Origin of the sequence: Pseudotenacibaculum haliotis, assembly GCF_042684245.1 — a bacterium.
Taxonomy (GTDB): Bacteria; Bacteroidota; Bacteroidia; order Flavobacteriales; family Flavobacteriaceae; genus Polaribacter; species Polaribacter haliotis_A.
Genome location: NZ_JBHULH010000004.1, coordinates 81,960 through 108,490, shown reverse-complemented (window position 1 = coordinate 108,490; position 26,531 = coordinate 81,960). Strand labels below are relative to the sequence as shown.

The 26,531-nt window shown below is 33.7% G+C and carries 16 protein-coding genes; 5 read left to right on the top strand and 11 right to left on the bottom strand.

The window, feature by feature from the left end:
- Positions 1-113 precede the first annotated feature (113 nt).
- Positions 114-689 (top strand): helix-turn-helix domain-containing protein, encoded by a 576-nt coding sequence (locus ACFSRZ_RS08590; protein WP_379666139.1) that lies wholly within the window; start codon positions 114-116, stop codon positions 687-689.
- A gap of 39 nt (positions 690-728) precedes the next feature.
- On the opposite strand, the gene ACFSRZ_RS08585 is transcribed toward ACFSRZ_RS08590, so the two are convergent.
- The 5 genes from ACFSRZ_RS08585 to ACFSRZ_RS08565 form a co-directional block, all read right to left on the bottom strand.
- Positions 729-2,537, bottom strand: a complete 1,809-nt coding sequence (locus ACFSRZ_RS08585) for a hemopexin repeat-containing protein (RefSeq protein WP_379666138.1) — start codon at positions 2,535-2,537, stop codon at positions 729-731.
- Positions 2,515-3,201 carry a phosphonatase-like hydrolase gene (locus tag ACFSRZ_RS08580; protein WP_379666137.1) on the bottom strand — a complete coding sequence of 229 codons (687 nt, stop codon included), beginning with the start codon at positions 3,199-3,201 and terminating at the stop codon, positions 2,515-2,517. Before ACFSRZ_RS08580 ends, ACFSRZ_RS08585 begins: the two co-directional genes overlap by 23 nt.
- Positions 3,195-4,361 carry a TIGR03364 family FAD-dependent oxidoreductase gene (locus tag ACFSRZ_RS08575; RefSeq protein WP_379666762.1) on the bottom strand — a complete coding sequence of 389 codons (1,167 nt, stop codon included), beginning with the start codon at positions 4,359-4,361 and terminating at the stop codon, positions 3,195-3,197. The genes ACFSRZ_RS08580 and ACFSRZ_RS08575 overlap by 7 nt, the downstream gene beginning before the upstream one ends.
- Positions 4,354-5,613 (bottom strand): DUF5690 family protein, encoded by a 1,260-nt coding sequence (locus ACFSRZ_RS08570; RefSeq protein WP_379666136.1) that lies wholly within the window; start codon positions 5,611-5,613, stop codon positions 4,354-4,356. Before ACFSRZ_RS08570 ends, ACFSRZ_RS08575 begins: the two co-directional genes overlap by 8 nt.
- A gap of 73 nt (positions 5,614-5,686) precedes the next feature.
- Positions 5,687-8,548, bottom strand: coding sequence for a TonB-dependent receptor (locus tag ACFSRZ_RS08565; RefSeq protein ID WP_379666135.1), 2,862 nt, complete (start codon positions 8,546-8,548; stop codon positions 5,687-5,689).
- Between the two features lie 352 nt (positions 8,549-8,900).
- On the opposite strand from ACFSRZ_RS08565, the gene ACFSRZ_RS08560 reads away from it, so the two are divergent.
- The 4 genes from ACFSRZ_RS08560 to ACFSRZ_RS08545 all read left to right on the top strand — a co-directional run bounded on the left by ACFSRZ_RS08560 (position 8,901) and on the right by ACFSRZ_RS08545 (position 15,497).
- Positions 8,901-9,620: a hypothetical protein gene (locus ACFSRZ_RS08560; RefSeq protein WP_379666134.1), complete on the top strand. Its 720-nt coding sequence runs from the start codon at positions 8,901-8,903 to the stop codon at positions 9,618-9,620.
- A complete protein-coding gene (locus tag ACFSRZ_RS08555) occupies positions 9,617-10,432 on the top strand; it encodes a hypothetical protein (protein WP_379666133.1) in 816 nt (271 codons plus the stop codon). Before ACFSRZ_RS08560 ends, ACFSRZ_RS08555 begins: the two co-directional genes overlap by 4 nt.
- A 197-nt stretch (positions 10,433-10,629) precedes the next feature.
- Positions 10,630-12,837 carry a TonB-dependent receptor gene (locus ACFSRZ_RS08550; RefSeq protein ID WP_379666132.1) on the top strand — a complete coding sequence of 736 codons (2,208 nt, stop codon included), beginning with the start codon at positions 10,630-10,632 and terminating at the stop codon, positions 12,835-12,837.
- Between the two features lie 302 nt (positions 12,838-13,139).
- Positions 13,140-15,497, top strand: coding sequence for a hypothetical protein (locus ACFSRZ_RS08545; RefSeq protein WP_379666131.1), 2,358 nt, complete (start codon positions 13,140-13,142; stop codon positions 15,495-15,497).
- A 239-nt stretch (positions 15,498-15,736) separates the two neighbouring features.
- Here the strand turns inward: ACFSRZ_RS08545 and ACFSRZ_RS08540 are convergent, their stop codons facing one another.
- The 6 genes from ACFSRZ_RS08540 to ACFSRZ_RS08515 form a co-directional block, all read right to left on the bottom strand.
- The gene (locus tag ACFSRZ_RS08540; RefSeq protein ID WP_379666130.1) at positions 15,737-17,674 is read right to left on the bottom strand and encodes a hypothetical protein; all 1,938 of its coding nucleotides are present in this window, start codon (positions 17,672-17,674) and stop codon (positions 15,737-15,739) included.
- Positions 17,675-17,930: 256 nt separating this feature from the next.
- The gene (locus ACFSRZ_RS08535; RefSeq protein WP_379666129.1) at positions 17,931-18,665 is read right to left on the bottom strand and encodes a hypothetical protein; all 735 of its coding nucleotides are present in this window, start codon (positions 18,663-18,665) and stop codon (positions 17,931-17,933) included.
- Complete coding sequence (locus ACFSRZ_RS08530; protein WP_379666128.1) at positions 18,665-20,584, bottom strand: OmpA family protein; 1,920 nt, start codon at positions 20,582-20,584, stop codon at positions 18,665-18,667. Before ACFSRZ_RS08530 ends, ACFSRZ_RS08535 begins: the two co-directional genes overlap by 1 nt.
- 19 nt (positions 20,585-20,603) lie before the next feature.
- Positions 20,604-21,530, bottom strand: coding sequence for a PorP/SprF family type IX secretion system membrane protein (locus tag ACFSRZ_RS08525; RefSeq protein WP_379666127.1), 927 nt, complete (start codon positions 21,528-21,530; stop codon positions 20,604-20,606).
- Between the two features lie 4 nt (positions 21,531-21,534).
- Positions 21,535-22,770 (bottom strand): gliding motility-associated C-terminal domain-containing protein, encoded by a 1,236-nt coding sequence (locus ACFSRZ_RS08520; RefSeq protein ID WP_379666126.1) that lies wholly within the window; start codon positions 22,768-22,770, stop codon positions 21,535-21,537.
- Between the two features lie 157 nt (positions 22,771-22,927).
- A complete protein-coding gene (locus ACFSRZ_RS08515; RefSeq protein WP_379666125.1) occupies positions 22,928-26,425 on the bottom strand; it encodes a beta strand repeat-containing protein in 3,498 nt (1,165 codons plus the stop codon).
- Positions 26,426-26,531 lie beyond the last annotated feature (106 nt).

The window sequence follows — 26,531 nt, the reverse complement described above, 5'->3', positions numbered from 1 at the left end:
AATAGGCCTACTCATTTTGTATTGCCTTTTTTGCTAAATTAAAACAAGGAGCTAAATATTAAATTCCTTTGTATTACTTAATTTTTAATACATTAGTGTTTAACTATTAGAATATGGATAATTTCCTTATAGGTATTGGAAAACGAATAAAAGAGATTCGAAAAAAACAAGGAATAACCATTCATACATTAGCTAAAAATGCTAATGTTTCAAATGGTTTGGTATCTAGAATAGAAAATGGAAGAACCATTCCGTCACTTCCCGTTTTTTTAGAAATTATCTCGGCTTTGGAGATTGATGCAAGTACTTTTTTTGAAGGAGTAGAGAAAAAAAATAATGCGAAATATATTCATGTAACTAAAGACCAACATCAATTTCTTGAAAAAGAAATTGAGGCAGAAGGGTTTACATATCATCAAATCTTTGGAAAAAGTTTAAACGCAGCTGGATTTGAAGCTGTGCTACTAACTATTTCCCCTAACTCAAAAAGAGAAAAAATAATTACCGATGCTTGGGAGTTTAAATATATAATTAGTGGAGAGTGCACTTATATTATAGACACAGAAGAAGTAACTGTTAGTGAAGGAGATTCTCTATATTTTGACGGAAGAATTCCTCATGTTCCTGTGAATAGATCTCAGAAAGATTGTACCATGTTAGTACTTTACTTTTATTCTGAAAATAACTAAAAAAAGGGTTCTTTACGAACCCTTTTATATATATTACTTTTAATTGTTTAGCCCTGACAAAGTATTGTTGTTTATTGGTTTAGGGTATCCTGAAACTGCACTATTTGTTAACTTATTGTATTTTATATAGGTGTTATTTTTTAAGAAAAAGTAACAATGTGTAGTATTCCAATCCACTGCCGCAGTGATCATTGTCTTATAATCTCCTAATCCTGGCCAATTTCCATTAGTAATTGTTGTTGGATATCCTGAATCTACTCGATCACTAGAAATACTATATCTAATAAATCTTCCATCATTTAAAAAGAAGTATGCTTTGCTGTTATTCCAGTTAATAGCAGCCACGATCATATTTTTATAAGGCTCTAACCCTGGCCAATTTCCATTAGTAATTGTTGTTGGATATCCTGAATCTACACTATCATTATTCATATCATAACGTAGATACCTTCCATCGTTTAAGAAAAAATACCCTTTATGATTGTGCCATTTAAAAGCAGCACTAATCAAATCTCTATAATTTCCTAAACCTGACCATGAGCTGTTATTAGTTTCATAAGGATATCCACTATCTACTTTGTCTAGCGTTTTATTGTAACGAACATACTTATTATCACTTCTAAAAAAATAGGCTTTGTTATTTATAAGATCGTTCCAATCTAATCCTGCTATAATTTTTGAATTGTTCAATGCAACTGATCCTGATTGCCCATTCAGCACCAAAGTATAGTTAAGCATCCCTTCTCCGGCATTAGTATCTGTATATCCTCCTTGCGATGCAGGTACAGTTGCTATTAATATATTGTTTCTATAAATTTTAACAGTGTTTGTTGAAGTAGAGTTCCAATAAAGTGTATTATGATTTTGCATCATTACTTTTCTTACCCCTAAACTTCCAACTAATGAGGTACTGTTTAATTGCCATTCTTTTTGAATAGGTATATCTAAATGTGTTAATACAGATGGTACAATTGCCGTTTGTGCTACATTCCCATAAATCCCAGAAAAATCAGAATTAGGTGTATTTACATGCCTTGAGAACTCTTCATTACCCGACTTATTCATACCAACAAAAATTGTTTTTTCTCCTAACGTTTGATTTCCATGACCATATCCACTTGGTTCTCTACCATGATCTGTAACTACCATGATTAACCAATCTTCATTTGTTCTTTTCTCTACTTCGGCTACAATTCTTCCAAACTGTTCATCTGCTCTAGTAATAGCCTTGTTATATGAAGTTCCAAACCCCGAAGAATGTCCTACCACATCTACATCATCTAAATGCACAAATACAAAATCAGAGTTTTCATTGTTAATTGCATGAATTGCTCCCAATACCGTATTCTCGTCTCCTCCACTTTTTGAATGATAGTCTATAAAGCCTAATTGGTCTCTAAAAAAATCGTGTATTGGAGCCCAAGTAACTACACTTGCAGTTTTTAAACCGGTATTTGATTCTTTAATTAATTGAAATACACTTTTAGAGTTTGATTTTTGAGAAGAATTATTGTCTACAACTCCATGTTTGTTTAACCACACTCCTGTTAAAATGGTTACCCAGCTTGGACCACTTTTTGTTTTTTGTTCTGAAGGTGTTCCTGCAATTCCTCCTGTATACGCCTTTACAATTGTTAACTTATCTAGGTTTGGCGTTGAAGTTTCAGAAATTTTCTCTAGTTGCATTCCATCGAAACCTACAACAAGTACTTTTTTCTTAATACCTGTTTTGTTCAATTTTCTTAATGTTTCAACTGTTTTCGCTTCTTCAATTGTATTCTCTTGACAATTAAAAAAAACCAACGTTAATCCTAGAACACTTAGCTTAAAAAGATTCATCATTTTCATAAAAAAGTTCTTTTAATGAATTTAAAATGTAAGTTGGGTTTTCTTTTTCTAACTGTTCTCTACTTTGAGCCCCTGATAAAACTCCAATTGTAACACCGCAACCAGCATTTTTTCCTTCCTCAATATCTATCCATGAGTCTCCGGCTTTTAGTACTTCTGCTGCTTTTGAAATATTAAATTCTTTCATGGCTTTTTGAATCATTTCTGGATCTGGCCTTCCCTTTTCTACATCTGATGCTGTAATTAACATATCATAATGTGTTCCTTTAATCCAGTTTAATTTATTTAATAAGTTCATTGCTATTTCTCTAGCATATCCAGTATTTAAAACTACTCTTATATTAGCTTCTTTTAATTTTTGTAATACTTCTTCAACACCATCAATTGGCTTTACCTCAAGCTTTAAATAAGCCTCATCTAGCATTTTTTTGAAGTTATTAAAAATTAAATAAGAATCTTCAGTTTTATTGGAATTTAAAAATGATAACACATCTTTTATCGCTTGATGTTTTTCTTTTCCAGCTCCTAACTCTAAAACAGTATCTAAATCAACATCAATACCATGATCGTTAATAGATTTTTGTAAAGTTTGATATACTACATTGTGTTCATCTACCGTTGTTCCTGCCATATCAAAAACAACCATTTTTATATTTTCTAACATGTACTTAATTTAAATATCTTATTAATGTTTTCTTTTGAGAAACCTGCACTTCCAGTCATTCCTTTTCCGCCAATTCCTGTAACAATATGAATATTGTTTCCTATAGTATGTTGAAACAGATCAGTTGTTTTACATTGACTGTAAAACCCAGCCCAACGTTGTTGAATTTGATAATTAGGTAAGTCAATTATCTTTTTTGCTTCTGCTATCATAAAATCATCTATTTCTTCGTTTAAATCAAATCCTAAATCATCTATATTTTTAGCATCTGCATATTCATGTGAATCTCCAATTATTACAGAACCATCAATAGCTTGTTTAAATAAAATATGAACCCCATATTTCTTTTCAAAACTATTGGGGTCTTCTTTTGATTTGATAGAGTTCCATGATGGACATTCTTCAAAAGCTTCATATCGTCTAATAGTTAACCCTGTTAGAATTGAACCATCTAACTTATAATTCTTTTGAGGTTTGGTTCGCAACATTTGTAGTTTTGAAACTACCAAATCACTTTCATTAAAAATCGTTGGGTATAAGGCTTTAAAATCTGAACCGTTACAAATAATTGTTTTATCTGCTTTAAAAACTTCTCCAATTGCTGTTGTTAACTCAACAACTTCATTCGTTTCATCTACATGAACAACACTGGTTTTATAAAAGATGTTTACCATACCTTTTTCTGACATAAATTCATGTAAGCGGTTTATCATAACTCTTGGCTCAACAGTAACCTCTTCTGGAAAAAACAAGCCTGCTTTACAATAATCTTTGCGTAAACCAGCGTACTTATTTAAACATTGTTCTTTAGTTAAAAGTTCAGAATGATAGTTATTGTTTTTATTTATTTGATAGAGCTCTTCTATTAATTGAACTTCTTCCTCATTTGAAGCTATATAAACAGTACCGTTTTGGCGAATTGAAACATCAAACTGTGATTGAATTTCTTTATAAATGGATAAACTTTCTCTTCCATAGTTTTGCCATTTTACATTCATTCCGGAAGGTACTACCTGTCCAAAATTTCTTACAGTGGCACCTCGCGGTTTACTGTCTTTTTCTAAAATAGCTACAGTTAATCCTTTTTTTGATGCATGGTAGGCATGAAAAGTTCCTAAAACTCCTCCTCCTACTACGATTAAATCATATTTTTTATTCATAAATAAATTGATTTTCATTAAAATATTTTTCTCTTTTCCTTTTGAAGAATAATAAACAATAGACCGAGATCATAAAGCCAATTCCTCCTAGTATATAAAGTGATTGTGTAAAAAACGATAGCCAGGATACTTCTTTGCTTCCAAAGTTTTTAAACAATAAAATGAGCACACTACCTAAATACCCAAAAGCATCCGCTATATAAATAAGAAATCCTACGTTCCCTTTAATTTTAAAAGTAGCTATCATTCTATCAAAGAAGATTCCATTAAAAGGAACATAGCAAGCGTATAATCCCAGGCCAGAAATAATCATCCAAACTATTGGTGACATAACTTCTAACTGAAATAAGTAGGTTGAAAGTAATATTGATAGTGTGCCCAATATTAATACATAATGATAATAGGTAAAGGCTTTAAAGTTCTTGGTAACACTACCAATATATCCCAATATAAAAAGTACAATTATAGCTATTGGAATCTCTGAAACACTAAAAATAGAAGCATCATTATATCCTAAAGCTTCCCAAATTTCTCTAGCAAAATTGTCTCTAAAATCTCTAATTGCTGTGAGTATAGTAAAGAAAAAGACTATTAAAACTAATGGGGTTGCATATAACCTAAAAAGTTCTTTTCTTTCTATTCCATTTAACGGTTTTCTAGCTGTTTTTAATTTATTATCCTCCTCATTTGGTACTGGTAGTTTTTCCAATAACCATGAAAATATGACCAATGGTAAAATAAAAAACAAGCCAGTAGTAAAAGGCATCCAAAATTCAGATACTTGTAACGAATCCATTGTCCATTTTCCTACGGATTTTACTACACCAGAAGAGATAATAAAACTAGATGATAAAATAACGCCTAATAATTCTGAAGCTTTTCTGCCTTCTAAATATGAAAATACAATTCCCCATATCATTCCAAGAGGTAACCCGTTAAGAAACAGGAATAAAATATTATAAGGAGCAGGTGTAGCTGCAAAACCTAATAAGGCTAGCTCTGCGAAGAAAATAAAACCAATTAGATATTTTATTCTGTGATGGCTTTTCATTTCTGAAATAATTTTTATTCCTAAAAATTTTGATAATGTATATCCAATTATTTGAGCTATTATCAATAAAATTTTATAATCTATTCCAAAAAACACTTCGTTAGAAAATGTAGCCACAGTAAAGGGTTTCCGAAACGCATACATGCAAAAGTAAGTACCAAATGCTGCGAGAGAAGCTTGTATTATAAAACGTATACTCATCTTATTTTTTTATCAAGACAAACTCTCTAATTAGAGAGTTTGCTTGCATTTAAATAGTATCCATTTTAAATGGTTACAGATTAAGCTTAATACCTAAACTTCCTTTTACTCCATAGTACTCAACTTGCTTAGGCCTTGCTGTATCATTTGCGCCATAATGATAAATTAAGGGTTCGTTTAAGATGTTATTTACATCAGCAAAAATTGAAAAATGGTTGTTGATCCTGAATGACCCCGAAAAGTCTAGTGTTGAATATTTACCATAGTATTCATCATTGATGTCTTTATCTCCAAAATCTACCGCATATTTTCCTTTATGATTAAAGGCAAATCTTACATTGAATTTATCATCTTCAAAGTATAATTGTGCGTTGTATAATTCTTTGGCTTGATATGGTGTAGTAACCGTTCTATCATTTCCGTTTTCATCTCCACCAGGAATAATCATTTCAGAATCCATAAAAGTTGCATTCGCTTGAACTCCTAATTTGCTTAAGAAACCTTCTTTTGCAAAAATGTCGAAACGAACATTTGCTCCTACTTCTAATCCCAGAATATGAGCATTACCTCCATTTTCTGGTCTTTTTGTTTCTACACCTCCAATTATTGATGTTGAAGCAAACACAGGGTCTTTTAAATCTTTATAGAATAAACCAGCATTTACTATACCTACATTAGAGAAGTAATGCTCGAATAATAAATCATAGTTCCATGAAAATGTTGGCTCTAAACCTGGGTTACCTCCTTGCGCTTCATTATCAGCTTCACTGTAAGAAACTCCCGGTGAGATATCACCAAAGTTGGGTCTAGCATAAGTCCTTGTAATCGCAGCTCTTAAGTTTGTATTAGAATCAAAACTATATTTTGCATGCAACGCTGGTAAGTAAGTTAGATATCTATTGGTATTTTTTGCTTTAACCAATACATTATCATCTTCATTATAAGAATATCCTTCTACTGCAGTTTTAGTAGCTTCTATGCGTAAGCCTCCAACAAAAGTTAATTTCTCTGAAACTTTATATGTTGTCATACCGTAAGCTGCATACTGGTCTTCGTTTACTGTAAAGTTTCTAGATAACCCTCCTCCGCTAGCTAAAGCATCTGAGTCTCCAGGAATAAAGTCAAAATTACCTTGATTTAAATTATAGAATGTACTCATTCCTTGAGTAGATACTACTTGATTAAAAGAAGATGAAGCATTAGGAGCCAATTCTTTTAAGAAATCGCTTTTACCTGGTTGAGTAATTAAATATTGAGATAAATCACTTAGAGCAATATCTGCATTACCTTGTGGAGCATAGAAATAATCTCCATATTCAGCTTTTCTAACTTTATCACGGTATTTAGCGCCTACTTTAACCTTCAATTTATCATTGAACTTATGCTCATAGTTAGCAGTTAAAACTACTCTATCTTTTTCATTCACATAAACCTTATAAAAATTTAGTCCATCTGAAGCAATTTGTTGTTGTGCTGGATCTAACTTAAAATTATTATCCGAGAACACGTCAAAAATAGTAGATGGGTTATTAAAGTCCATTGGACCTCCATCTGCTTTCCAATAAGCTCTGTGATCTCCTGCTCCATCAGGTTTAGATACTGCATAAGCAGGCTTAATACCAACTCCAGATTGATTGAATTTTAATACAAAATAACTGTTGTCTTCTGCATTAGGAATATTTCCATACTTAAACTCATTTTCATAAGAACCAACATTCCAATCTAATTTACCAGCATCATTAAATAAACTATGCTCACCACCAAAGTCAAAAGCAACTAATTGGGTAATTAATTCATCATGTATATTTTGTAATTCAACTCTAGCAGTGTTATCTGTTTCATCAAATTTATCAAAACGAATTCTATGTTTATAGTGAGTTTCTTCATCAGCTAATGTTCCATAAATACCTCTCACGATGAATTTATTATTATCATCTAACTTATAATCAAATACAGTATTTACTCCAGTTGTTTGTCTTACTCCTGTGTAATCTCTTAGTTCTAAACGAAATACTCCTTGATCTCCTTTTCTACGTGCTTCAAAGTTATCTGTTGCCCAAGAACGATTCCAATGAGAAACATTTACTAAAAATCCGAATTTGTTATCTGGAGTTCTATTACCATAAGTAAAGGCAGCATTGTAATTTGCTTTTCCCGCTTTTACGTTTGTCCCAGTTCCTAAGGTTACACTTAATGTTTCTTTGGATGGAGGAGTTTGTGTTATAAAATTTACTGAACCGCCAATACCATCACCTTCCATATCTGGTGTAATAGCTTTTGCTGCCTGAACATAACCAATCATTTCTGACGGAAAGAAATCAAAAGCAGTTGCACGAGAAGTAGTTTCTTCTTCTGCTGTTGGAATACGATTTCCATTAATTGTGGTAGAAGCCCAAAAAGGCGGTAAACCTCGAACCGATACAAAACGACCTTCTCCTTGATCTCTTTCTATAGACAACCCTTGAATACGTTGTACTGTTTCAGCAGCATTTCTATCTGGTAATTTTCCAATACCATCTGCTGCGATTACATTCATAATACTCACTGATCTTTTTTGAATGCTTAAGGCTCTAGCTTCACTATTTCTTCTCGATAAGGATTTTACTATTACTTCATCTAAACTTTGAGATGATTCTATTAAATTAATCGTACCTAAGTTGTTTACTTTTTCTTTTACTTCAACTGTAACTGTTTTTGTTTGAAATCCGATATACGATATTACTAGTTCAATTTTTCCTAATTCTACATTCGATAAAGTAAAATTACCATCAAAATCGGTGTTAACACCTTTAGAGGTACCTTTAACCATAATTGAAGCTCCGGGCAATGGATAAGAACCATCACTTATAACACCTTTTATAGAAGCTGTTTGAGCATAATTAACTAACGCTATAAAAAAAGTACATAGCGATAATAAAAATTTACTGTTAGTCATTTTGTTTTCTTTGATTTTTTTTACATTTATTAAATATTAACATCACAAATCAACATAATATTTATTATTTGTAAACATTCTTATCATTAAGAAAACTTTTAATAATATATAACTAATTGTAATTTTATTGTTAAGTACTAGTCTTTTGTATTAAGTAAAAGAAAATAAAACACCCCTCACACTACAACTTAATTTACTGAAACTGGAAAGAGGTATGTAAACAAGTTCATCTTTTCTTACTTGCATATATTTTGTAAGGAAACTATTGCATTAACTCAAATCATAATACTTGCCTTTTTTACATAAAAATAAGGTATCTTACGAGAGAAAATAGCTTCAAAAAAAATGCGATATGGAATACAGGCAACGAATACATTTTAAAAAAAAGAAGAGAATACCTCCTAAAGCATTGACTCTTTTTCAAGATATGGAAGAAGAGATCAATAATAAGTTTATGGAAGATGATTGGATAACTCTATATTCTTACGATTCTAGTAAATTTTGCAGCTTAACTGTTGTTACTACAAAATTGATTCCTTCTAATTTGAGAAATGATTTTTTAAAAAATTATCATCAAATCTTTGATAATGAAAATCTTGAAAGTAAGTCTATTCAAATTGTCATCCATAAACAGGTTGATAGTGACAATGGAGGGAAAGAATATTCTTATGAAATTTCCGAACAATTCATTCGAAATTTAAAACTAAAAAAAGATAATGTAGATAGCATGAGCACCACTTATTATGGAAAAGATCTTGATGGTAAATTAGAGCCCGTTTTAATTATAAGACCTCTCTTGAATTTGGTATGTATGAAAATGACTCATTTATTGACCGACTACATGGCAAAAAACAACCTTGAACTAGCAATTAGCTTCTACGGTAGACGAAGTACAGATAAGCCCATTAGTTCAACTTTAGCTCCTTTTGAAAAAACAATAAAAACGGAACAATCTATTCACCTGCTAAAACTAGAGCAAGATTATGATTCAAGAGCTAATTTGTTTTTTAGAACCGACATTACCGGGAGAATTTGTGTAAATGGAAGTAGTATCAAAACAACATTCTTATGACCAAAAAGAAAGACTCTGACAACTCTAAAAGTACATCGTCATATAATCCTTATAGAGGTTATTTTACTCATAATGTAGATACTTTATCTAAAAATCAAATTCTTTTAGAGGATATTGAACAGCAAATAGGCAATCAATTTGTCACAGACTCATGGATTCCTATTTACTCTAGAACATTCATTAACAATGAGCTTTGCAGTATGTTAGGAAAAGTAATTCCTATAGACAAAGAAGATGCCTTAAAACATTCTCAATGGATTAGGTATTACGAAGGAGGAAAATCTATCTATGACAACCTTGATTTACTTCAATCTAATGATGACCTAGCTACAGTTCAATATTTAGAAGAAAGTACTCAGCTAGTCATTGAAAAAGAGAACCGTTCAACCGATGAAGATGATTATAGTTTCTTTTTAGATGTTTCTAAAGAGCTTATTGATTTTTTACAATTAACTGAAAAAGAAGAGCATGAATGTCGAACGTTTTACGCTCAAAATGAGAAAGGAGAGTTAAATGAAGTACTCATCATCAAATCCGCAGAGGTCAAAATAAAAGTAAACGCACTTGCTCGCTATCTTTTTGAAAAAAAACTACAATTAGTTCTTTGTTTTTATATCTCTCGAAAATCAGTAAAACCAGGTAACTGGAACGTTCTTCCTTTTGAAAAAACAATCAAAACTGAACATTACTATTACAGGATAAGACATTCAGAATCTCTACATCGTAGGTTTGGGTATTTTTGTGGTAGCGATATTTGTGGGAAAATTGTATTCAACTATTGGAAGTATGATCGATCTCTTTATCAAAAATAAGGCAACAGAAAGCAAACTTATACGCCACTGCTCTACCTCAATTGCCACATAACTTTAATACATATTGAAGCTGTTCTATTTTGTGTTTGAGAGTACTATTTCCTCTTCACAATTTATTAAGAAAACCTTAAGACTTTTTCTTATATAAAAATCTTAGCCTGATTTATTTTTGGGGCAACTTAATCACACCCCAAACTATGAAAAATCTACTTACGATTTGTGCCCTATTATGCTTCAATCAATTCTTTGCACAAACGTTACAAGGTAAGATTGTTACGCAACAAAATATCCCTATTACCGAAGCACATATATTAAACAAAACCGATGAACATCATACACACAGTAATGAGAAAGGTAAGTTTTCAATGCATCATGTTTCTGTAGGTGATACACTTGTGATAAGTCATATCAATTACAAAAAGAAAACAATTATTGTTCGCGATTTTAATCCTTTAACCATTGTATTGGAGGAAAGTATTGTTTCTTTAGAAGAGATCACTGTAGGTAAAAAATTAAATGCTCTCAATGTAATTTCTGCGATTGACATTCAAACAAATCCGGTTACGTCATCGCAAGACATTTTACAACAAGTTCCCGGTTTGTTTATCGGACAACATGCGGGAGGTGGAAAAGCTGAACAAATCTTTTTACGTGGGTTTGATATTGATCATGGTACAGACATTGCCATTAGTGTAGACGGATTGCCTGTAAATATGGTATCACATGCACATGGGCAAGGATATGCAGATCTTCATTTTGTGATTCCTGAAACCGTAGAAAAAATAGATTTTGGGAAAGGGTCTTATTATGCAAATAAAGGGAACTTCAATACCGCCGGGTATGTTGATTTTAATACCAAAACTCGATTAAACTCCAATGTTTTAAAATTAGAGCTTGGTCAGTTTAATTCACAACGCCTCTTAGGGATGTTCAATATCTTAAACAATAACAAACACAGTGCCTACATAGCATCTGAGTATGTATTGACGGATGGTTATTTTGAAAGTCCACAAAACTTTAATCGCTTAAATCTTTTTGGAAAATATACCGGAAACTTAACTGAAACAGATAGAATAAACATCACGATCTCACATTTTACAAGTAAGTGGGATGCATCAGGTCAAATTCCACAACGTGCTGTAGACAGTGGATTGATCACTCATTTTGGAGCTATTGATGATACTGAAGGTGGAAATACAAGTCGTACAAATTTGTTATTAGATTATCATAAGGTACTTTCTGAGAATTCATCAATTCACAACAAGCTGTTTTACAGTAAGTATGATTTTGAATTGTATTCTAATTTCACATTCTTCTTAGATGATCCCATCAACGGAGATCAAATTAAACAGAAAGAAACTCGAAATATCTTTGGACTAAGCAGTGATTATAAATTACGTTTTACAGAAATAGACGGAAGTTTTACTGCAGGTATCAGCTTGCGAAATGATCAGAGCTTTGACAATGAACTCTCCCATACTGCAAACAGAAGAGTAACCTTAAATCAAATTCAGTTGGGAGATGTTAATGAAACCAATTTTGCAGTATATACAGGTGCTCATTTTAACTTTGGAAAGTTTACGATTCATCCTGCTTTACGTCTTGACTATTTCAATTTTGAATATAATGATGACCTACAAGTAAACTATTTAACGCAATCTGAGACTGAAGCTATTGTTAGTCCAAAATTAAATATACTTTACAATTACAGTGACGATTTACAATTCTATCTAAAAACAGGAAAAGGATTCCACTCAAACGACACAAGAGTTGTTGTTGCTAGAGAAGGAAATCAAATTTTGCCTTCTGCCTACGGTTATGATGCCGGTTTTATATGGAAACCTACTCCTAAACTACTTATAAATACAGCTTATTGGTATTTGTTTTTGGAGCAAGAGTTTGTGTATGTTGGAGATGCAGGAATTGTTGAGCCAAGCGGAAAAACTCGTCGTCAAGGTATAGATCTTAGTTTACGATATGAGCCTGTGAGTCGACTTTATTTCAATGTAGATGCCAATTATGCGCATGCCAGAGCTACTGAAGAAGTATCCGGTGAAGATTATATTCCTTTAGCTCCCGATTTTACGCTAACAAGTGGGTTAAATTATAAATCGAAGTCCGGTTTCTTTGGAGGTATTAATCTACGACACATTAATGATCGTCCGGCCAATGAGGACAATTCTATTATTGCTGAAGGGTATACTGTTACCGATTTAAATTTAGGATATCAGTTTAAAAACATAAACGTTGGCTTACAGGTACAGAATCTATTTGATGTAGATTGGAATGAAACTCAGTTTGCTACTGAATCGCGTTTGCAAAATGAAGCTAATTCTGTAGAAGAGATTCATTTTACACCGGGAACTCCTTTCTTTGTAAGAGGACGTGTTGTTCTTACTTTTTAAAAACAAAAAGGCGATAAATTATAGTTAAATAAAACGTCAGAGTTGGTTAGTTACTCTTTAAAAAGATCTAGCTTTTTCTCTGAAAAGCGCCTGTTTTTTGTCAATTACGATAGATTTTTCATAAAATCTGCTCTTTTTTACTCAATTCCTGCTGAAATTTTTCATTAAATTTTAGCTCTTTAAAATAAAAATTGAGTACTTCAGAAAAAAAATAATACCCTACAAGAAGTATCCTATTTTTTCGAAAGAATTGGTACTAAAGTTGATTTGTTTTATAGCATTAATAACCTAATTAAAAGCTTATGACACTACTTATTACCAAAAGAACTAAACTATTTCTGTTTTTGTTTTTCTGTACGTCTTTTTTGGTTGCACAAACCTCTCAAGAACAAATCGTACAGTCGTACAAAGACTTTGTCAATTCTCCAAGAGAGATTGCCTATGTTCACCTAAACAAGTCTACACTAATCAAAAATGAAATGATTGGGTTTACAGCTTATATTTTTGATAAGTATACAAAACAACCATCATTGGTTACTAAAAATCTTTACTGTACCCTTACCGATAAAAATGGTGATGTGGTAAAAAGTAAACTTATTGAGGTTAATAAAGGGATAGCATCCAACGTCTTTAAAGTTGATAGTTTGTTTCAAACCGGAAAATATACTTTTAGAGCTTATACAAATTGGATGTTCAATTTTGATGAGCCTAACTTTTACGAACATGCCATTACTGTTCTCGACCCAGAGGAGCAAAAGGAATCTAGCAAAGTAGATGAGAATATTTCTTATAACGTTCAGATGCTTCCTGAAGGAGGTCACCTTATTTCCGGGATTAAAAACCAGTTAGGAATTATTGCGAAAGATTCTCAAGGTTTTGGGCTTGGAAATACATCAGGTGTTCTATTGAATGACAAAAATGAGATCGTTAAAAAATTTACTTTGAACCAATTCGGAATTGCCAAAGTTGCGCTAACTCCTAAACAAGGAAGGTACTACAGAGTAGTTCTTACTAAGAATGATGAAAAAATAGTAACTCCAATTAATGACATTGATAAAATTGGTTTTAACATCTCATTGTTAAACTACCCTAATAAGATTGCTTTGGTATTTAAAACCAACAAAGAGTCGTTGCCATTTGTTGGGTCGAAAAACTACATCCTAGCCATTCATAACGGATCGAATGTGAAGACAACTACTTTTCAGTTTTCAAATAAGAAGCAAGTAGTAAAAGCTTTGGATCACGATAGTTTGCAACCCGGAATTAATATTTTCACAGTTTTTGATCCTGATCAAAATATTCCTGTTCTAGAGCGCATGTATTTTAACTGGGAAGGAATTTCAAAAACAGATATTAACAATGTAATAACTAGAAATGTAGGAGATTCTATCACTGTTTCTCTTAAGATCGATGATTACATCAATCCTGAGAAAGTGCAAAATCTGAGTATTTCTGTTTTGCCCAAGAAAACCAAATCATATCAGTTCAACTCTAACATTCTGTCTCAAACCTATTTAAACTCGTATGTGAAAGGGTTTATTGAAAATTCCGGATATTATTTTTCTAGTAGTTCAAACAAAACAAGAGCTGATCTGGATAATTTATTAATCACTCAAGGATGGAGTAGTTACGATTGGAGTACGATCTTTAAAAAACCGGTTATCAACCACCGATTTGAAAATGGTGTAGATGTTGTTGCCAATGTTAATAGTAACAAGCAAAAGAGCTTTATAGCTTATCCGATTAGAGATCAAAAGCCAAATGTGGTATTGATAGGTGAAAATGACACTCAATACACACACACGGGTCTTTTTCCGTATGAAAATGACAGCTATGGAGTTAGTACAATAAGAAAAAGCGGAAGAGCGGATAAAGCAGGGATATATTTACAGTTTTTCCCTTCGCAAATTCCTCATTTCAATTTGCCTTCTTTAGACATGCCGGTAGAAGATTTCTCATACTTGATGTCATCTACCAAGATAAATCCTTTGCTAGCGGGCTGGATTGGAGAAGAAGGAGAATTACTTGATGAAGTTGTTGTAAAAGCAGAAACTGAAAGAGCTAAAAAGATTGAAAAGCTAAAAAGAACTACTACAGGACGTGTATTTGTTCTTGACAAAAGAGATAGAAAGCATAATTCTTCTCTACAAGAATTTTTTGGTTGGATTGGTATTGGAATCAGTAGTAAAGGTGGATATACAAGACATGTTGGCTATAGAACAGCACAACCCTTGATAATAATTGATGATTTTACAACACCAAACTTAAACTATTTAAAATTTTTAAGAATAGAAACTGTAGATTATATAGAAGTGAAAAGACAAAGTATTGGTGCGAGCTACCGATTCATTGTAAGAATATTCACAGACCCTACCTTGCCTTATAAAGACAATAAACACATCAGCAATGTTTCTGATCATAAATACAAATTGACCTTTAGCAAGCCTAAGAAGTTTTACACACCTATTTATGCCTCTAAAAGGACTAAATTCTTTAAAAATTTTGGAGTTATAGACTGGCTTCCTAACATCTCTGTTGATAGTGATGGAACTGCAACGTTTAAAATTCAAAAAGGATATAAAGGAAGCGTCAACCTTTATATTGAGGGAATTATTAACGGAAAAGATTTTGTTTCCCAAACCAAAACTATTCAGTTGTAAAAAGCGTGTTGACTGGATATACTAAAAATACCGTTCTTTTCAGAACGGTATTTATGTTTATGAGCAGGTTACAACCTACTGTTTCACTAAAAAAGTTGGAAGAGTTACGCTTCTTTTGAGGGCTGATTTCTAAGAACTTAAAAGATTTGTAACTCCTCCTTCAATTTAATAGACCTTTTGCGATCCCCATATGCAAAAATCTAGTCTATCCAACTAACTAGCCCCCTTCATAAAAATTGTTATTTCTTAACTCCCAACATTTTTTCTATGTTCTCCAAGCGTGATTTTAAAGCATCATTTTCTTGCTGAAGCTTTCTCATTTTCTCTTGCTGAAGTGCATAGTTAGATTGTAAAGTGTTTATTTTTTTCTGCTGTGATATCGTGTGCAGATAAAGCTCTTCTGTTTTTTCTAGAGTCTCTATTGATAGTTTTGACATGTTTACCATATAGCCTCCATCTTTACTTCGCTTCAACTCCCCTATTCCTGTAACTCCCGGTAAATGCTTGTTCTTTTTAATGAACTCTTCTACTTCTTCTAGTGTTTTGAATTTGTAGGTTTTATTAAGTGTAGAAACTCCATCCAATACTTTTTCAAAAACATAATCGGCATAGGTATTAGACTCTGTGATAAAGTCTCCTGAGGTTGTTGTAATGTCTCCACTATTTACGACAACATCTCCATCTATATGTAATCTGGCTGTTGCATGTGCTGCAATTCCAATTCCCACTTTTGAAGGAGAGCTCACAGAAGTAATTCCTCCGTTGGCATTTACTCCTGTAGCAAAAATTGCTCCTCCAATGTTCATTTGATTGCTAGCCGTTGGATCTATAACTCCTACTCCTTCTCCAATTACTATATTGTTGGAGCCTGTAGTAATATTTCCTGAAGCATTTCCTAAAACGACATTTGTAGAACCAGTGGTATTTGCACTTCCCGCTGAATTTCCTAAAAATACATTCTGATTCCCCGTTGTATTTAAAAACCCTGCCTCATATCCTATAAAGGTATTGTTAGCACCTAAAGTGTTATGAATTCCTGATCTACTTCCTAAAAAGTTATTTCTAAAACCAGTCGTATTACCCTGACCTGATGTACTTCCTAAAAATACATTATCATCTCCTGTCGTATTATCCCTACCTGCTACAGAACCAAAAAACGTATTTTCCGTACCAGTAGATGTATTTTGTCCTGCTTGATATCCTAAAAAACTATTGAACCCAGCCGTTGAATTCTGACCTGATTGATACCCAATAAATGTGTTACTCGTTCCTGTTGAGTTAAACCCACTTGAAGCTCCAACAAATGTATTAAACGATCCGGTAGCATTGATTCCTGCATTAGATCCTATATAAGTGCCTCCTAGTGAGGTTGCACCATCATTTCCTGCATTAGATCCAATAAAAACGTTAAATGATCCGGCAGTATTACTTCCTCCAGCTCCGCTACCAATAAAAATATTATCACTTCCTGTTCCTACACTTGTACCATTACTTCCCGTACCAGCATCTGACGTAATATGATTACGTGTTCCTAATCTTCTCAAATCTCCACCGGTTCTTGTTAGGTCTATAGAAGTTGTTGTTCCATTTTCATCTACATATTCTAAATTATAAGTATTCACATTCATTCCTAGTATCGTAACCGCTTCATGAGTTTGAACCAGCGAAATAAGACTTAGCGTATTTACTGTTCCGTTTTCATCTGTATATACCAAATCTCCGTTTACAGAATCTACGGTGATAGTTGTTACAGTTTCAAAATTATCAATAACAGTAGCCAGGTTGATATCTGTTGTTGTACCATCTTCATCATTATAGCTTAGGATTCCTGAAGTAGAATTCAATGAAAGTGATGTTACAGTCTCAAATCTGGCAACATCATCTTGGTTTACAACTCTGTTCCACCTAGAGTTTTCCCAGTAATAATAACCGGGAGTAAGATCTGTCCCTACCGTGGCTGTATTGTAAACCAACAAGCTATTGACATTTCCATTGGCTATTGTTGTAGCATCTGTACTGCCTGTTAGTGCTATTCTTGGAATCAAAATTCCTTTGTCTAATGACACTACTTCTAATTGTGCCGAAGTATTAGGTGTTGATGTACCAACACCTACCTGAGCATAGGTTATTGTTGACATAAACAATGCTCCTATTAGCAATCGTAATTTTGCTCTCATAATTATTCTTTTTAGTTAAGTTGTTTTTAAGAATCAGAGCTTAATCATTTACTTTAAGCTCTTTAAGTACCATGTGAAAAAGTAATTTCTCTCCTTCTACATTTCCTTTTAATTATGCCTCTGTCATTATTTAAAATAAAGATAAGGCTCGTGTATTTGCCTGATTACTGTTTGTTTTGAAAGACTGTGCTTTTTTTCCTAAACTCCATACTTTACATCTAAAGCACCTCATAGCTTTTACCTACAATTCAATTCACTATTGCTCTACTTTGTAAGCTTCTTCAAAACTTTTTCCTGAGTTGATAGCTTCGATGAATTGCTTTAAAACACTAGGGCTATACCATTGAGAAACCTCATATTTTGCCGTTCTAAAATTTTGCATAACCTCTTTATGGCTGCCATTAAAAAAATCGGCTGGCGAATTCATTGCTGTTACCTTTGGAAGCTTTGTGAAATTGTCGGAAAGCTTTTGTAATGTATCTATAGAATAATACGATCTGTGATCTACTTGCATCGCCAGTCCTTCATCAAACCAAATTGGAATATCAAACATCTTATTAAAGAAGCCTATTCTTTCATATAATTCTACATGAGAAATCTCATGAGATAAAATATCCAGATCAACTCCATCTGGGCTGATAACAATGTATCCTTGAAACTTTAAAAAGGTTACTGCCGGAGACCCGGCTGGATTTCCAAACTTTTTATAATCGCTGTCATTATCACAAAAAATAATGGTTGGATTCGCTGTTTTTTCTCCCCAAAAATCTGCTACTCTTTCTTCTGCTTGCTTTACTAATTTTTGAAGCTTCGCTATCTTTTCATCTGAAACATTAGACCTATAGTATAGCTTTCCATCATTTTCAAAGTCATACAGAAATATCCCTATGCTTCTTGTTTCATTGGGAAAGACCAAAGCATGTGTAAGCAATATTCCTCCGAATATCATTACCAAAGCAACCGTAATTCTTTTTATGTATTTCTTTTTCATTATTCTTTGATGATAAATTCTGTCCTTCTATTTTTCTGATGCTCTTCTTCAGAACATTCTGTATCGTTTGAACATTTATTGATTGGCTGACTTTCTCCTAACCCAAATGCTTTCAAGCGGTTTTTATCTATTCCTCTGTCAATCAAATATTGCATACTTGCGTGGGCTCTTCTTTCCGATAGTCTTTGGTTGTAGTTTGCTTTTCCTTTACTATCTGTATGCGCTTTTAAATCCAAATTGATCTTTGGATACTTTGTTAGTACTGCAACAATTTTTTCAAGCTCTACTTTAGCATCCTCTCTTATCTCCGATTTATCAAAATCAAAGTAGATCACAACATTTAAAAGGTTGGCAATATCTACTCCTGCTTCAACTTTTTGTACATTCTTGTTCAGCTCAAGAGCAACATTGGCTTCTTTTTGTTTTCTGTAAACAAAGACTTCTTCCGGAAGGTATTCAGGCTTTTCTGCTCTTACTGTATGATCTTGAAAACGGTTTACTTTTGTTGTAAAACGTCCGTTTTCATCAGCTACGAGTGTTTTTACAATTTTGTTGTTTTGATTTCTAACAGTTATTTGAGAGTTTGACAGTACATCTCCTGTTTCTTTGTCTTTTACAATTCCGGAGATATTCATTTCCAATAGATCTTTGATTGATTTGGTTTCCAACAAAGAGTATAAATTGTCTACTCCTGATCTGTTTGAAGAAAAGTATCCTTTCTTACTCACTGCATTTATCACAAAAGCATAATCATCTTTTTCGCTGTTAATAGGCTTTCCAACATTTACCAACTGTGGTTGATCTCCTATTAAATTCAAGTAAAACACATCATATCCACCCAATCCAAAATGTCCATCAGATGAAAAGTACAGCTCATAATTTCTACTAATGAATGGGAACGATTCTCTTCCTTTGGTATTTACTTCCGGGCCTAGGTTTTGAGGTTTTCCAAGTTTTCCGCTTTCAAAAATATCTACAGAATAAATATCTGTTTCCCCCATTCCCCCAGGTCTGTTAGACACAAAATACAGCTTGTCTTCTTTAGGGCTTAATACCGGATGTGCGTTTGAGAAATGCTCCCCGTTAATAGATAAATCGGTAATGCTACTCCACTCTCCTTTTTCATTTTTTGTAGCTCGATAGATCTTTAAGTGTGTGATTGGGTTGTCTTTCTCATCATACAGGTTTGTAGAATTCGATCGAGTAAAATACATTGTACTCCCATCTTTTGTAATCACCGGAGTAGATTCATGGTGTTTTGTGTTTACATCACCTTTAATCAACTTAGGTTTGCTAAAAGTATCGGATTCTGCATCTGCCACAGAATAATAAATGTCTAAAAAAGGCTGGTTGGTCCAAGTATCTACTCGACCTATACTCCTTCTTGTTTCTCGAGTAGATGAAAAATAAAGCGTGTCATTGGACGCATGTGCTCCAAAATCCATCAACTCAGAATTGATTGCTAATTCATTAATTGTATAGCGTTCAGAATTTTCTTCAATAATATTTAAGTAATCTTCTACAGAGTTAAAATTGCCCTGAGCTTCCAAAGAAGTTTTTAGAAACTCGTTGTAAACTCTTTTAGATTCTTTCTCTTTACCAACTGCACGTAAAGACTGAGCGTAACGCAATAATTCATTGGCTTCTAACTTTCCTTTTTTAAGGTCGTACAGTTGATTATACCATTTGGCTGCTTCTTCGTATTTAGCATTGAAGAAAAGACCGTTACTTAATCGCAATAACAATTCATCTGAAGTAAACCCAGATTCTGCTACTTGCTTATAAATATCAATGGCATCTATATATTCAAACTGATTGTATTTCTTATTTGCCTTTTTTATTTTTTTGCTCTGCCCATAAGCACACACTCCTAAAAAGGTAAAAGCAAATAGTACTATTAATTTATATCTGTTTTTCATTTTCTGTAGATTTTAATGATTAGAAAAACCTTGGGGAAACTTTCCCCTTAACTCGCGTAATGAATTCAAATCGAACAAAGAATTCATGAGAACCTGAATTGTACTGACCAATGTCTGTTGTGTCATAATCATAGGCATAGCCTAACATGAGTTGATCTGATACTTGAAATCCTGCCAATGCTCCTACAGCCGCATCCAAACGATAGGAAGCTCCTAAAGTAAATTTCTTATTGATGAGAAAATTTGCGGATACATCTACTGATAATGGCGCTCCTTTTACCATTTTAAATAAAGTTGCCGGTTTAAATTTCAAATCCGGATTGATATCAAAAACATATCCTCCTATGGCATAGATATGCATCTCTTCTGTTGCTTTTGATACTGATGAATTTGTGTAATGATCTGTCTTTAAAATATTAGGCGTTGACAAACCGATGTACCATTTGTCTGTGTATAAATACCCTCCAACTCCTATGATAGGTGATGTTTGGTTGATATTATTGTTTTGGATTGTAGGGTCTGTAGGATTGTATATCAATAACTTTCTAAAATCTACCGTAAGTGAGTAGAATCCTGCTTTCATTCCAAAGGCAAAATTGGTTCTATCATTTACAGGAAGTGTGTAAGAAAAGTCACCACTTACATAGGTTTCACTTGTAGGTCCAATCTCATCTCTTAGAATATTACCTCCAAGTCCTACTCTTTCTCCCATGGGACTGTGGATAGAGAGAGTTTGAGTTTTGGGGGCTCCCTCTAATCCAACCCATTGCGCTCTATAGAGCCCATTAATACTTAGTACATTTCTAGATCCTGCATATGCCGGATTGATCACAGTAGTATTGTACATGTACTGTGTGTATTGAGCATCCTGTTGTGCTGCGGCATAAAAACCAACGAATAACACAACAATGCTTATTGTTCTTTTTATAATCTTAGTTATTTTCATTGTGCTATTGTTTACCGTTGATATATAGATACCCTGCTTTTCTAATTCGTTGTGAATTGTAGGTATAGTTCAAAATATAGAAGTAGGTTCCTGTAGGAAGTTGCTCACCACGCCCCACTGTAGCACGTGCATTAGAAAATCCTCTAAAGACATTATCTGTTTCGTTGTAATCGTTTGTTCCAAAAACTTTTACTCCATGTCTGTTAAAAACTTCTAACGTATTATTTGTTACGGCTTGTAATCCGTCTATTCTGAAGAAATCGTTCTTCCCATCTCCATCCGGTGATAACAAGTTATACACCACGATTCCTCCCGGTAAAATCAGATCTTCTTTTACTCTGGCCAAGGCAAAAACTCCATAACCGGAAACGTCTGTAATTGTGGTGACAGTCTTTGCTGCTTCATCTACAATTCCTCCTTCATCTACCCAAAAACCTCCTTGCTCATCCCATCGAACAATGTGAATTCCTGTTAAAGATCCAGCTAAAATTTCCGGAGCTGTTGTGTTCTCATCCCAAGTAAGCGTGAGTACTACATCTGAGTTCCCAGCCTCTCTTGTAAGTGTCCAATATTCATTGGTATCAATCAATTCTACAATGCCAACAGAAAGTTCATGTGGGTAGTTTGTATTGCTATTTTCTGCAAAATATGCTGCTGTAAATTGGTCAGCCTGATCGTCTGGAGCAGAAATCTCCAGACGTCTGTAAAAACCATTTCCCCCCACAGGAAAATCAAATGCTATGTCTCCTTCTTTGGTTACTGATCCGTTTACATAACTTGCATCTGATGTATTGATGTGCCTTGCATCTCTTCCAAAAGTAAAGCTGTTGTTCTGTGTGCGGCTTTCTATAACTCCCAGTAAGAAGTCACTTTCATTCCCCACATAAATACTTCCATTGAGTACAAATCCGGAATTCAATGTTGGATTGTCAAAAACAACGTCATAAAAAACGCTTGTACTTGGACTTAGTATTTGTTGCACTGTGGTTCCAATAAAGTGAGTTTTCCCTTGATTGAATAAAGTGCTATATGTGAATTGACCGTTATTTGTAAAATTCTGCGGAATAAATAATTCTCCATTATGGAGTACATTCCCGGTACTGTTGTTGGTAAAATCATTCATTAACCAAACTTCAGTATCCGGTAGGATGGTTAGCAGACCTTCATTGGTCATTTGTGCTGATAAGCCTCTTATGGAAAGGAGCATAAAGCAACATGTAATGTATATTTTATATCTCATGGTTAATCTTGTTTAGAGTTGGAAGAGCTACGCCTCTTTTGAGGGCTGATGTATAAATGCTAAAAGATTTGCAACTCTTCCGGTAAAACTTCAGTTTGGACTATTTGCTACCCTCTCTATGTAAAAACAAGTCCTTAACTATTGCCCTCTATGAGTTTTATTTTTTTACTCCTAGCAATTTTTCTATTTTCTCCAAGCGTGATTTTAAAGCATCGTTTTCTTTTCGAAGTTCTTTGATCATTTTTTGTTGAGATATAGTATGTAGGTACAATTCTTCTACTTTTTCTAAAGTCTCTATTGATAGTTTTGACATGTTTACCATGTAGCCTCCATCTTTACTTCTCTTTAATTCTCCTATTCCTGTAACTCCCGGTAAATGCTTGTTCTTTTTAATGAACTCTTCTACTTCTTCCAGTGTTTTGAATTTGTAGGTCTTATTGAGTGTAGAAATTCCATCCAATGCTTTTTCAAAAACATAATCGGCATAGGTATTAGATTCAGTTATAAAATCTCCTGCGGTTGTAGTGATATCTCCACTACTTACCACAACATCTCCACCTACATGTAATCTGGCTGTAGCGTGGGCAGCGATTCCTATACCTACTTTTGATGCAGAACTTACAGAGGTAATTCCTCCATTAGTATTAATTCCTGTTGCAAAAATTGCTCCACCGATATTCATTTGATTGCTTGCTGTTGGATCTAAAACTCCTACTCCTTCTCCAATTACTATATTGTTAGAACCAGTAGTTATGTTTCCTGATGCAAATCCCAAGACTAAATTGGTAGAACCTGTAGTATTTGCATTCCCCGAAGACCCTCCAAGAAATACATTATTATTACCAGTAGTATTAGAAAATCCTGCCTCATAGCCCAAAAATGTGTTGTTGGTTCCTGAAGTATTAGAAACACCAGAACTTGAACCAAGGAAATTATTTCTAGAGCCATCAGCATTATTATTTCCGGACACGTATCCTAAAAATATATTGTCTCTTCCAGTAACATTATTTGCCCCTGAATTTGATCCAAAGAAATTGTTTCTTATTCCTGTTGTTGTATTAGTCCCTGAATTACTTCCCAAAAAAGTATTGTCAGTTGCAGTTGTGTTAGCATTACCTGTAGCATACCCTATAAATGTGTTATTTCTTCCTGTTGTAGTTTTACTCCCAGAAAAAGTTCCTATAAATGTATTCTCACTTCCTGTTGTATTATCTTCTCCGGCTATAAGTCCTAGAAAGACATTTCTAAACCCGCTGGTGTTATTTCTTCCTGTTCTTCCTCCTATAAAAACATTTCCTCCTCCATCAGTATTCGCTTGTCCGGCTTCATCTCCGATGAAAACATTAAACCCTCCTGTTGTATTAGATAATCCTGATAGATTTCCTAAGAATATATTGCTTACTCCTGTTGTATTTGCTAATCCTGACTGATACCCTATAAAAGTGTTCCCACTTCCAGTAGTATTTGCTAAACCAGTTTGGTGCCCTAAAAATGTATTGTTGGCCCCTGTAGTAATTTTCCCAGCCTCATATCCAATAAAAGTACTGTTACTAACTCCTGCATTTGCACCAGAAAGTGTCCCTATAAAAGTGTTATTACTATCTGTTGTTAAATCATTTCCGCTTTGGTATCCTAAAAAAACATTTGAAGACCCTGTTGTATTTGAACTACCTGAATTATCACCGATAAATATATTTCTATTCCCAGTAGTGTTAAACCTTCCGGCTGATCTACCTAAAAATAATTGATTAGATCCTGTTGTATTAAATTCTCCAGCAAAAAGTCCTAAAAAGACATTTCTAAAACCACTGGTATTGCTTTTCCCGGTTCTTCCACCTATAAAAGTATTTCCTGTTCCAACTGTATTAACCAATCCTGACTCAGCCCCAATAAAGACGTTGAAATTTCCTGTTGTATTGGCTGATCCTGTCAGACTTCCCAAGAATGTATTGCTTGCTCCTGTCGTATTTGCTAATCCTGATTGATATCCTATAAAAGTGTTCTCACTTCCAGAAGTATTTGCTAATCCAGTTTGATATCCTAAAAATGAATTGTTTGTTCCTGTGGCACTTAAACCTGATTGATATCCAACAAACGTACTGGATCCTACTGTTGCTGCTGCTCCTGCAAAAGTTCCTACAAAAACGTTATAAGATTCTGTCGTGTTAGAGTCTCCAGATGATGTCCCCAAAAACACATTTCTCTCTCCTGTTGTATTTTTTCTTCCAGAATCTGTTCCAATAAACGTATTAAGAACTCCAGTTGTGTTATCTCTTCCTGATCTATTTCCTATAAACACTCCTCCTATAGCAGTAGTATTGTCTTCTCCAGCTGTTTCTCCAATGAAAGTATTTAAACTACCTGTTGTATTGGCTACTCCAGAATTAGCCCCCATAAAGAAGTTCCTTATTCCTGTGGTATTATTCATCCCCGAATTAGTTCCTACAAATACATTTCTCTCTCCAGTAGTATTGTTGGCCCCAGTATTCTGACCTATAAAGATGTTATTTACTCCTGTACCTACAGAAGTACCATTGGATCCTACACCCGCATCGGATGTAATGTGATTTCCATTTCCAATCAGCCTTAGATCAGCTCCTGTTGTTGATAAATCGATAGAAGTAGTCGTTCCGTTTTCATCAACATATTCTAACGTCTTACCGTCTGCATTGATTCCTAATGTAGTAACTGTCTCATGAGTTTGAATTAATGAGATAAGGCTCAATGTATTTACAGTTCCACCTTCATCAGTATACACTAAATCACCATTTACTGCATCTACTGTTAAGGTAGTTACCGTTTCAAAATTATCGATGACAGTGGCTAAACTGATTACATTAGCCGTTCCATCTTCATCTGTGTAGGTAAGTTCTCCTAAAGTGTTATCTAAGGTAAGCGTAGTTAGTGTTTCATGAGTTTGAATAAGTGTAAGCAAACTCATAGTATTTACTGTCCCTGCTTCATCGGTATACACCAAATCTCCATTTACTGAGTCTATTGACAAAGTTGTTACGGTTTCAAAATTATCGATAACAGTTGCTAAACTGATTAGATTTGCTAAACCATCTTCATCATTATATGTCAGTACTCCTGTAACATCATTCAATGAAAGAGAGGTTAAAGTTTCGTGAATTTGAATTAATGAAACAAGACTTAAAGTGTTTACGTTTCCGTCTTCATCGGTATAAACAATGTCTCCGTTAACATCATTCACCGTTAATGTGGTTAGTGTTTCAAAATTATCAATAACAGTAGCCAGATTAATGTCTGTTGCTGTTCCGTCTTCATCGTTAAACGTCAAGATTCCTGAAGTAGAATTTAATGACAGAGATGTTACTGTTTCAAATCTTGCGACATCATCTTGATTGACAACTCTATTCCATCTAGAGTTTTCCCAGTAATAATAGCCCGGGGTAAGGTCTGTTCCAACAGTAGCTGTGTTGTAAATCCATAAACTGTTTACATTCCCGTTGGTAATTGTTGTAGCATCTGTAGTACTTGTTAATGCTACTCGTGGCATTAGAACTCCTTTGTCTAATGACACTACTTCTAATTGTGCCGAAGCGTCTGGGTTTGTTGTACCAATACCCACTTGTGCATAAGCAATTGTTGTGAAAAACAATGTACTTATGAGAAATAATAATTTTGCCCTCATAATTATCCTTTTATGTTATACATGTTTGGAAATGAGAGCCAAATCGTCACTCAAGACGAATGATAAAAAGTAAAGTTGTTGTTATTGTTCAACCATATTCTAGTAA

Bases quoted from the DNA above. Each gene is read 5' to 3' on its own strand.
- ACFSRZ_RS08515 (WP_379666125.1), bottom strand. From the start codon at position 26,425: ATGAGGGCAAAATTATTATTTCTCATAAGTACATTGTTTTTCACAACA.
- ACFSRZ_RS08535 (WP_379666129.1), bottom strand. From the start codon at position 18,665: ATGAAAAAGAAATACATAAAAAGAATTACGGTTGCTTTGGTAATGATA.
- ACFSRZ_RS08550 (WP_379666132.1), top strand. From the start codon at position 10,630: ATGAAAAATCTACTTACGATTTGTGCCCTATTATGCTTCAATCAATTC.
- ACFSRZ_RS08520 (WP_379666126.1), bottom strand. From the start codon at position 22,770: ATGAGATATAAAATATACATTACATGTTGCTTTATGCTCCTTTCCATA.
- ACFSRZ_RS08540 (WP_379666130.1), bottom strand. From the start codon at position 17,674: ATGAGAGCAAAATTACGATTGCTAATAGGAGCATTGTTTATGTCAACA.
- ACFSRZ_RS08525 (WP_379666127.1), bottom strand. From the start codon at position 21,530: ATGAAAATAACTAAGATTATAAAAAGAACAATAAGCATTGTTGTGTTA.
- ACFSRZ_RS08560 (WP_379666134.1), top strand. From the start codon at position 8,901: ATGGAATACAGGCAACGAATACATTTTAAAAAAAAGAAGAGAATACCT.
- ACFSRZ_RS08555 (WP_379666133.1), top strand. From the start codon at position 9,617: ATGACCAAAAAGAAAGACTCTGACAACTCTAAAAGTACATCGTCATAT.
- ACFSRZ_RS08545 (WP_379666131.1), top strand. From the start codon at position 13,140: ATGACACTACTTATTACCAAAAGAACTAAACTATTTCTGTTTTTGTTT.
- ACFSRZ_RS08570 (WP_379666136.1), bottom strand. From the start codon at position 5,613: ATGAGTATACGTTTTATAATACAAGCTTCTCTCGCAGCATTTGGTACT.
- ACFSRZ_RS08575 (WP_379666762.1), bottom strand. From the start codon at position 4,361: ATGAATAAAAAATATGATTTAATCGTAGTAGGAGGAGGAGTTTTAGGA.
- ACFSRZ_RS08590 (WP_379666139.1), top strand. From the start codon at position 114: ATGGATAATTTCCTTATAGGTATTGGAAAACGAATAAAAGAGATTCGA.
- ACFSRZ_RS08530 (WP_379666128.1), bottom strand. From the start codon at position 20,584: ATGAAAAACAGATATAAATTAATAGTACTATTTGCTTTTACCTTTTTA.
- ACFSRZ_RS08585 (WP_379666138.1), bottom strand. From the start codon at position 2,537: ATGAAAATGATGAATCTTTTTAAGCTAAGTGTTCTAGGATTAACGTTG.
- ACFSRZ_RS08565 (WP_379666135.1), bottom strand. From the start codon at position 8,548: ATGACTAACAGTAAATTTTTATTATCGCTATGTACTTTTTTTATAGCG.
- ACFSRZ_RS08580 (WP_379666137.1), bottom strand. From the start codon at position 3,201: ATGTTAGAAAATATAAAAATGGTTGTTTTTGATATGGCAGGAACAACG.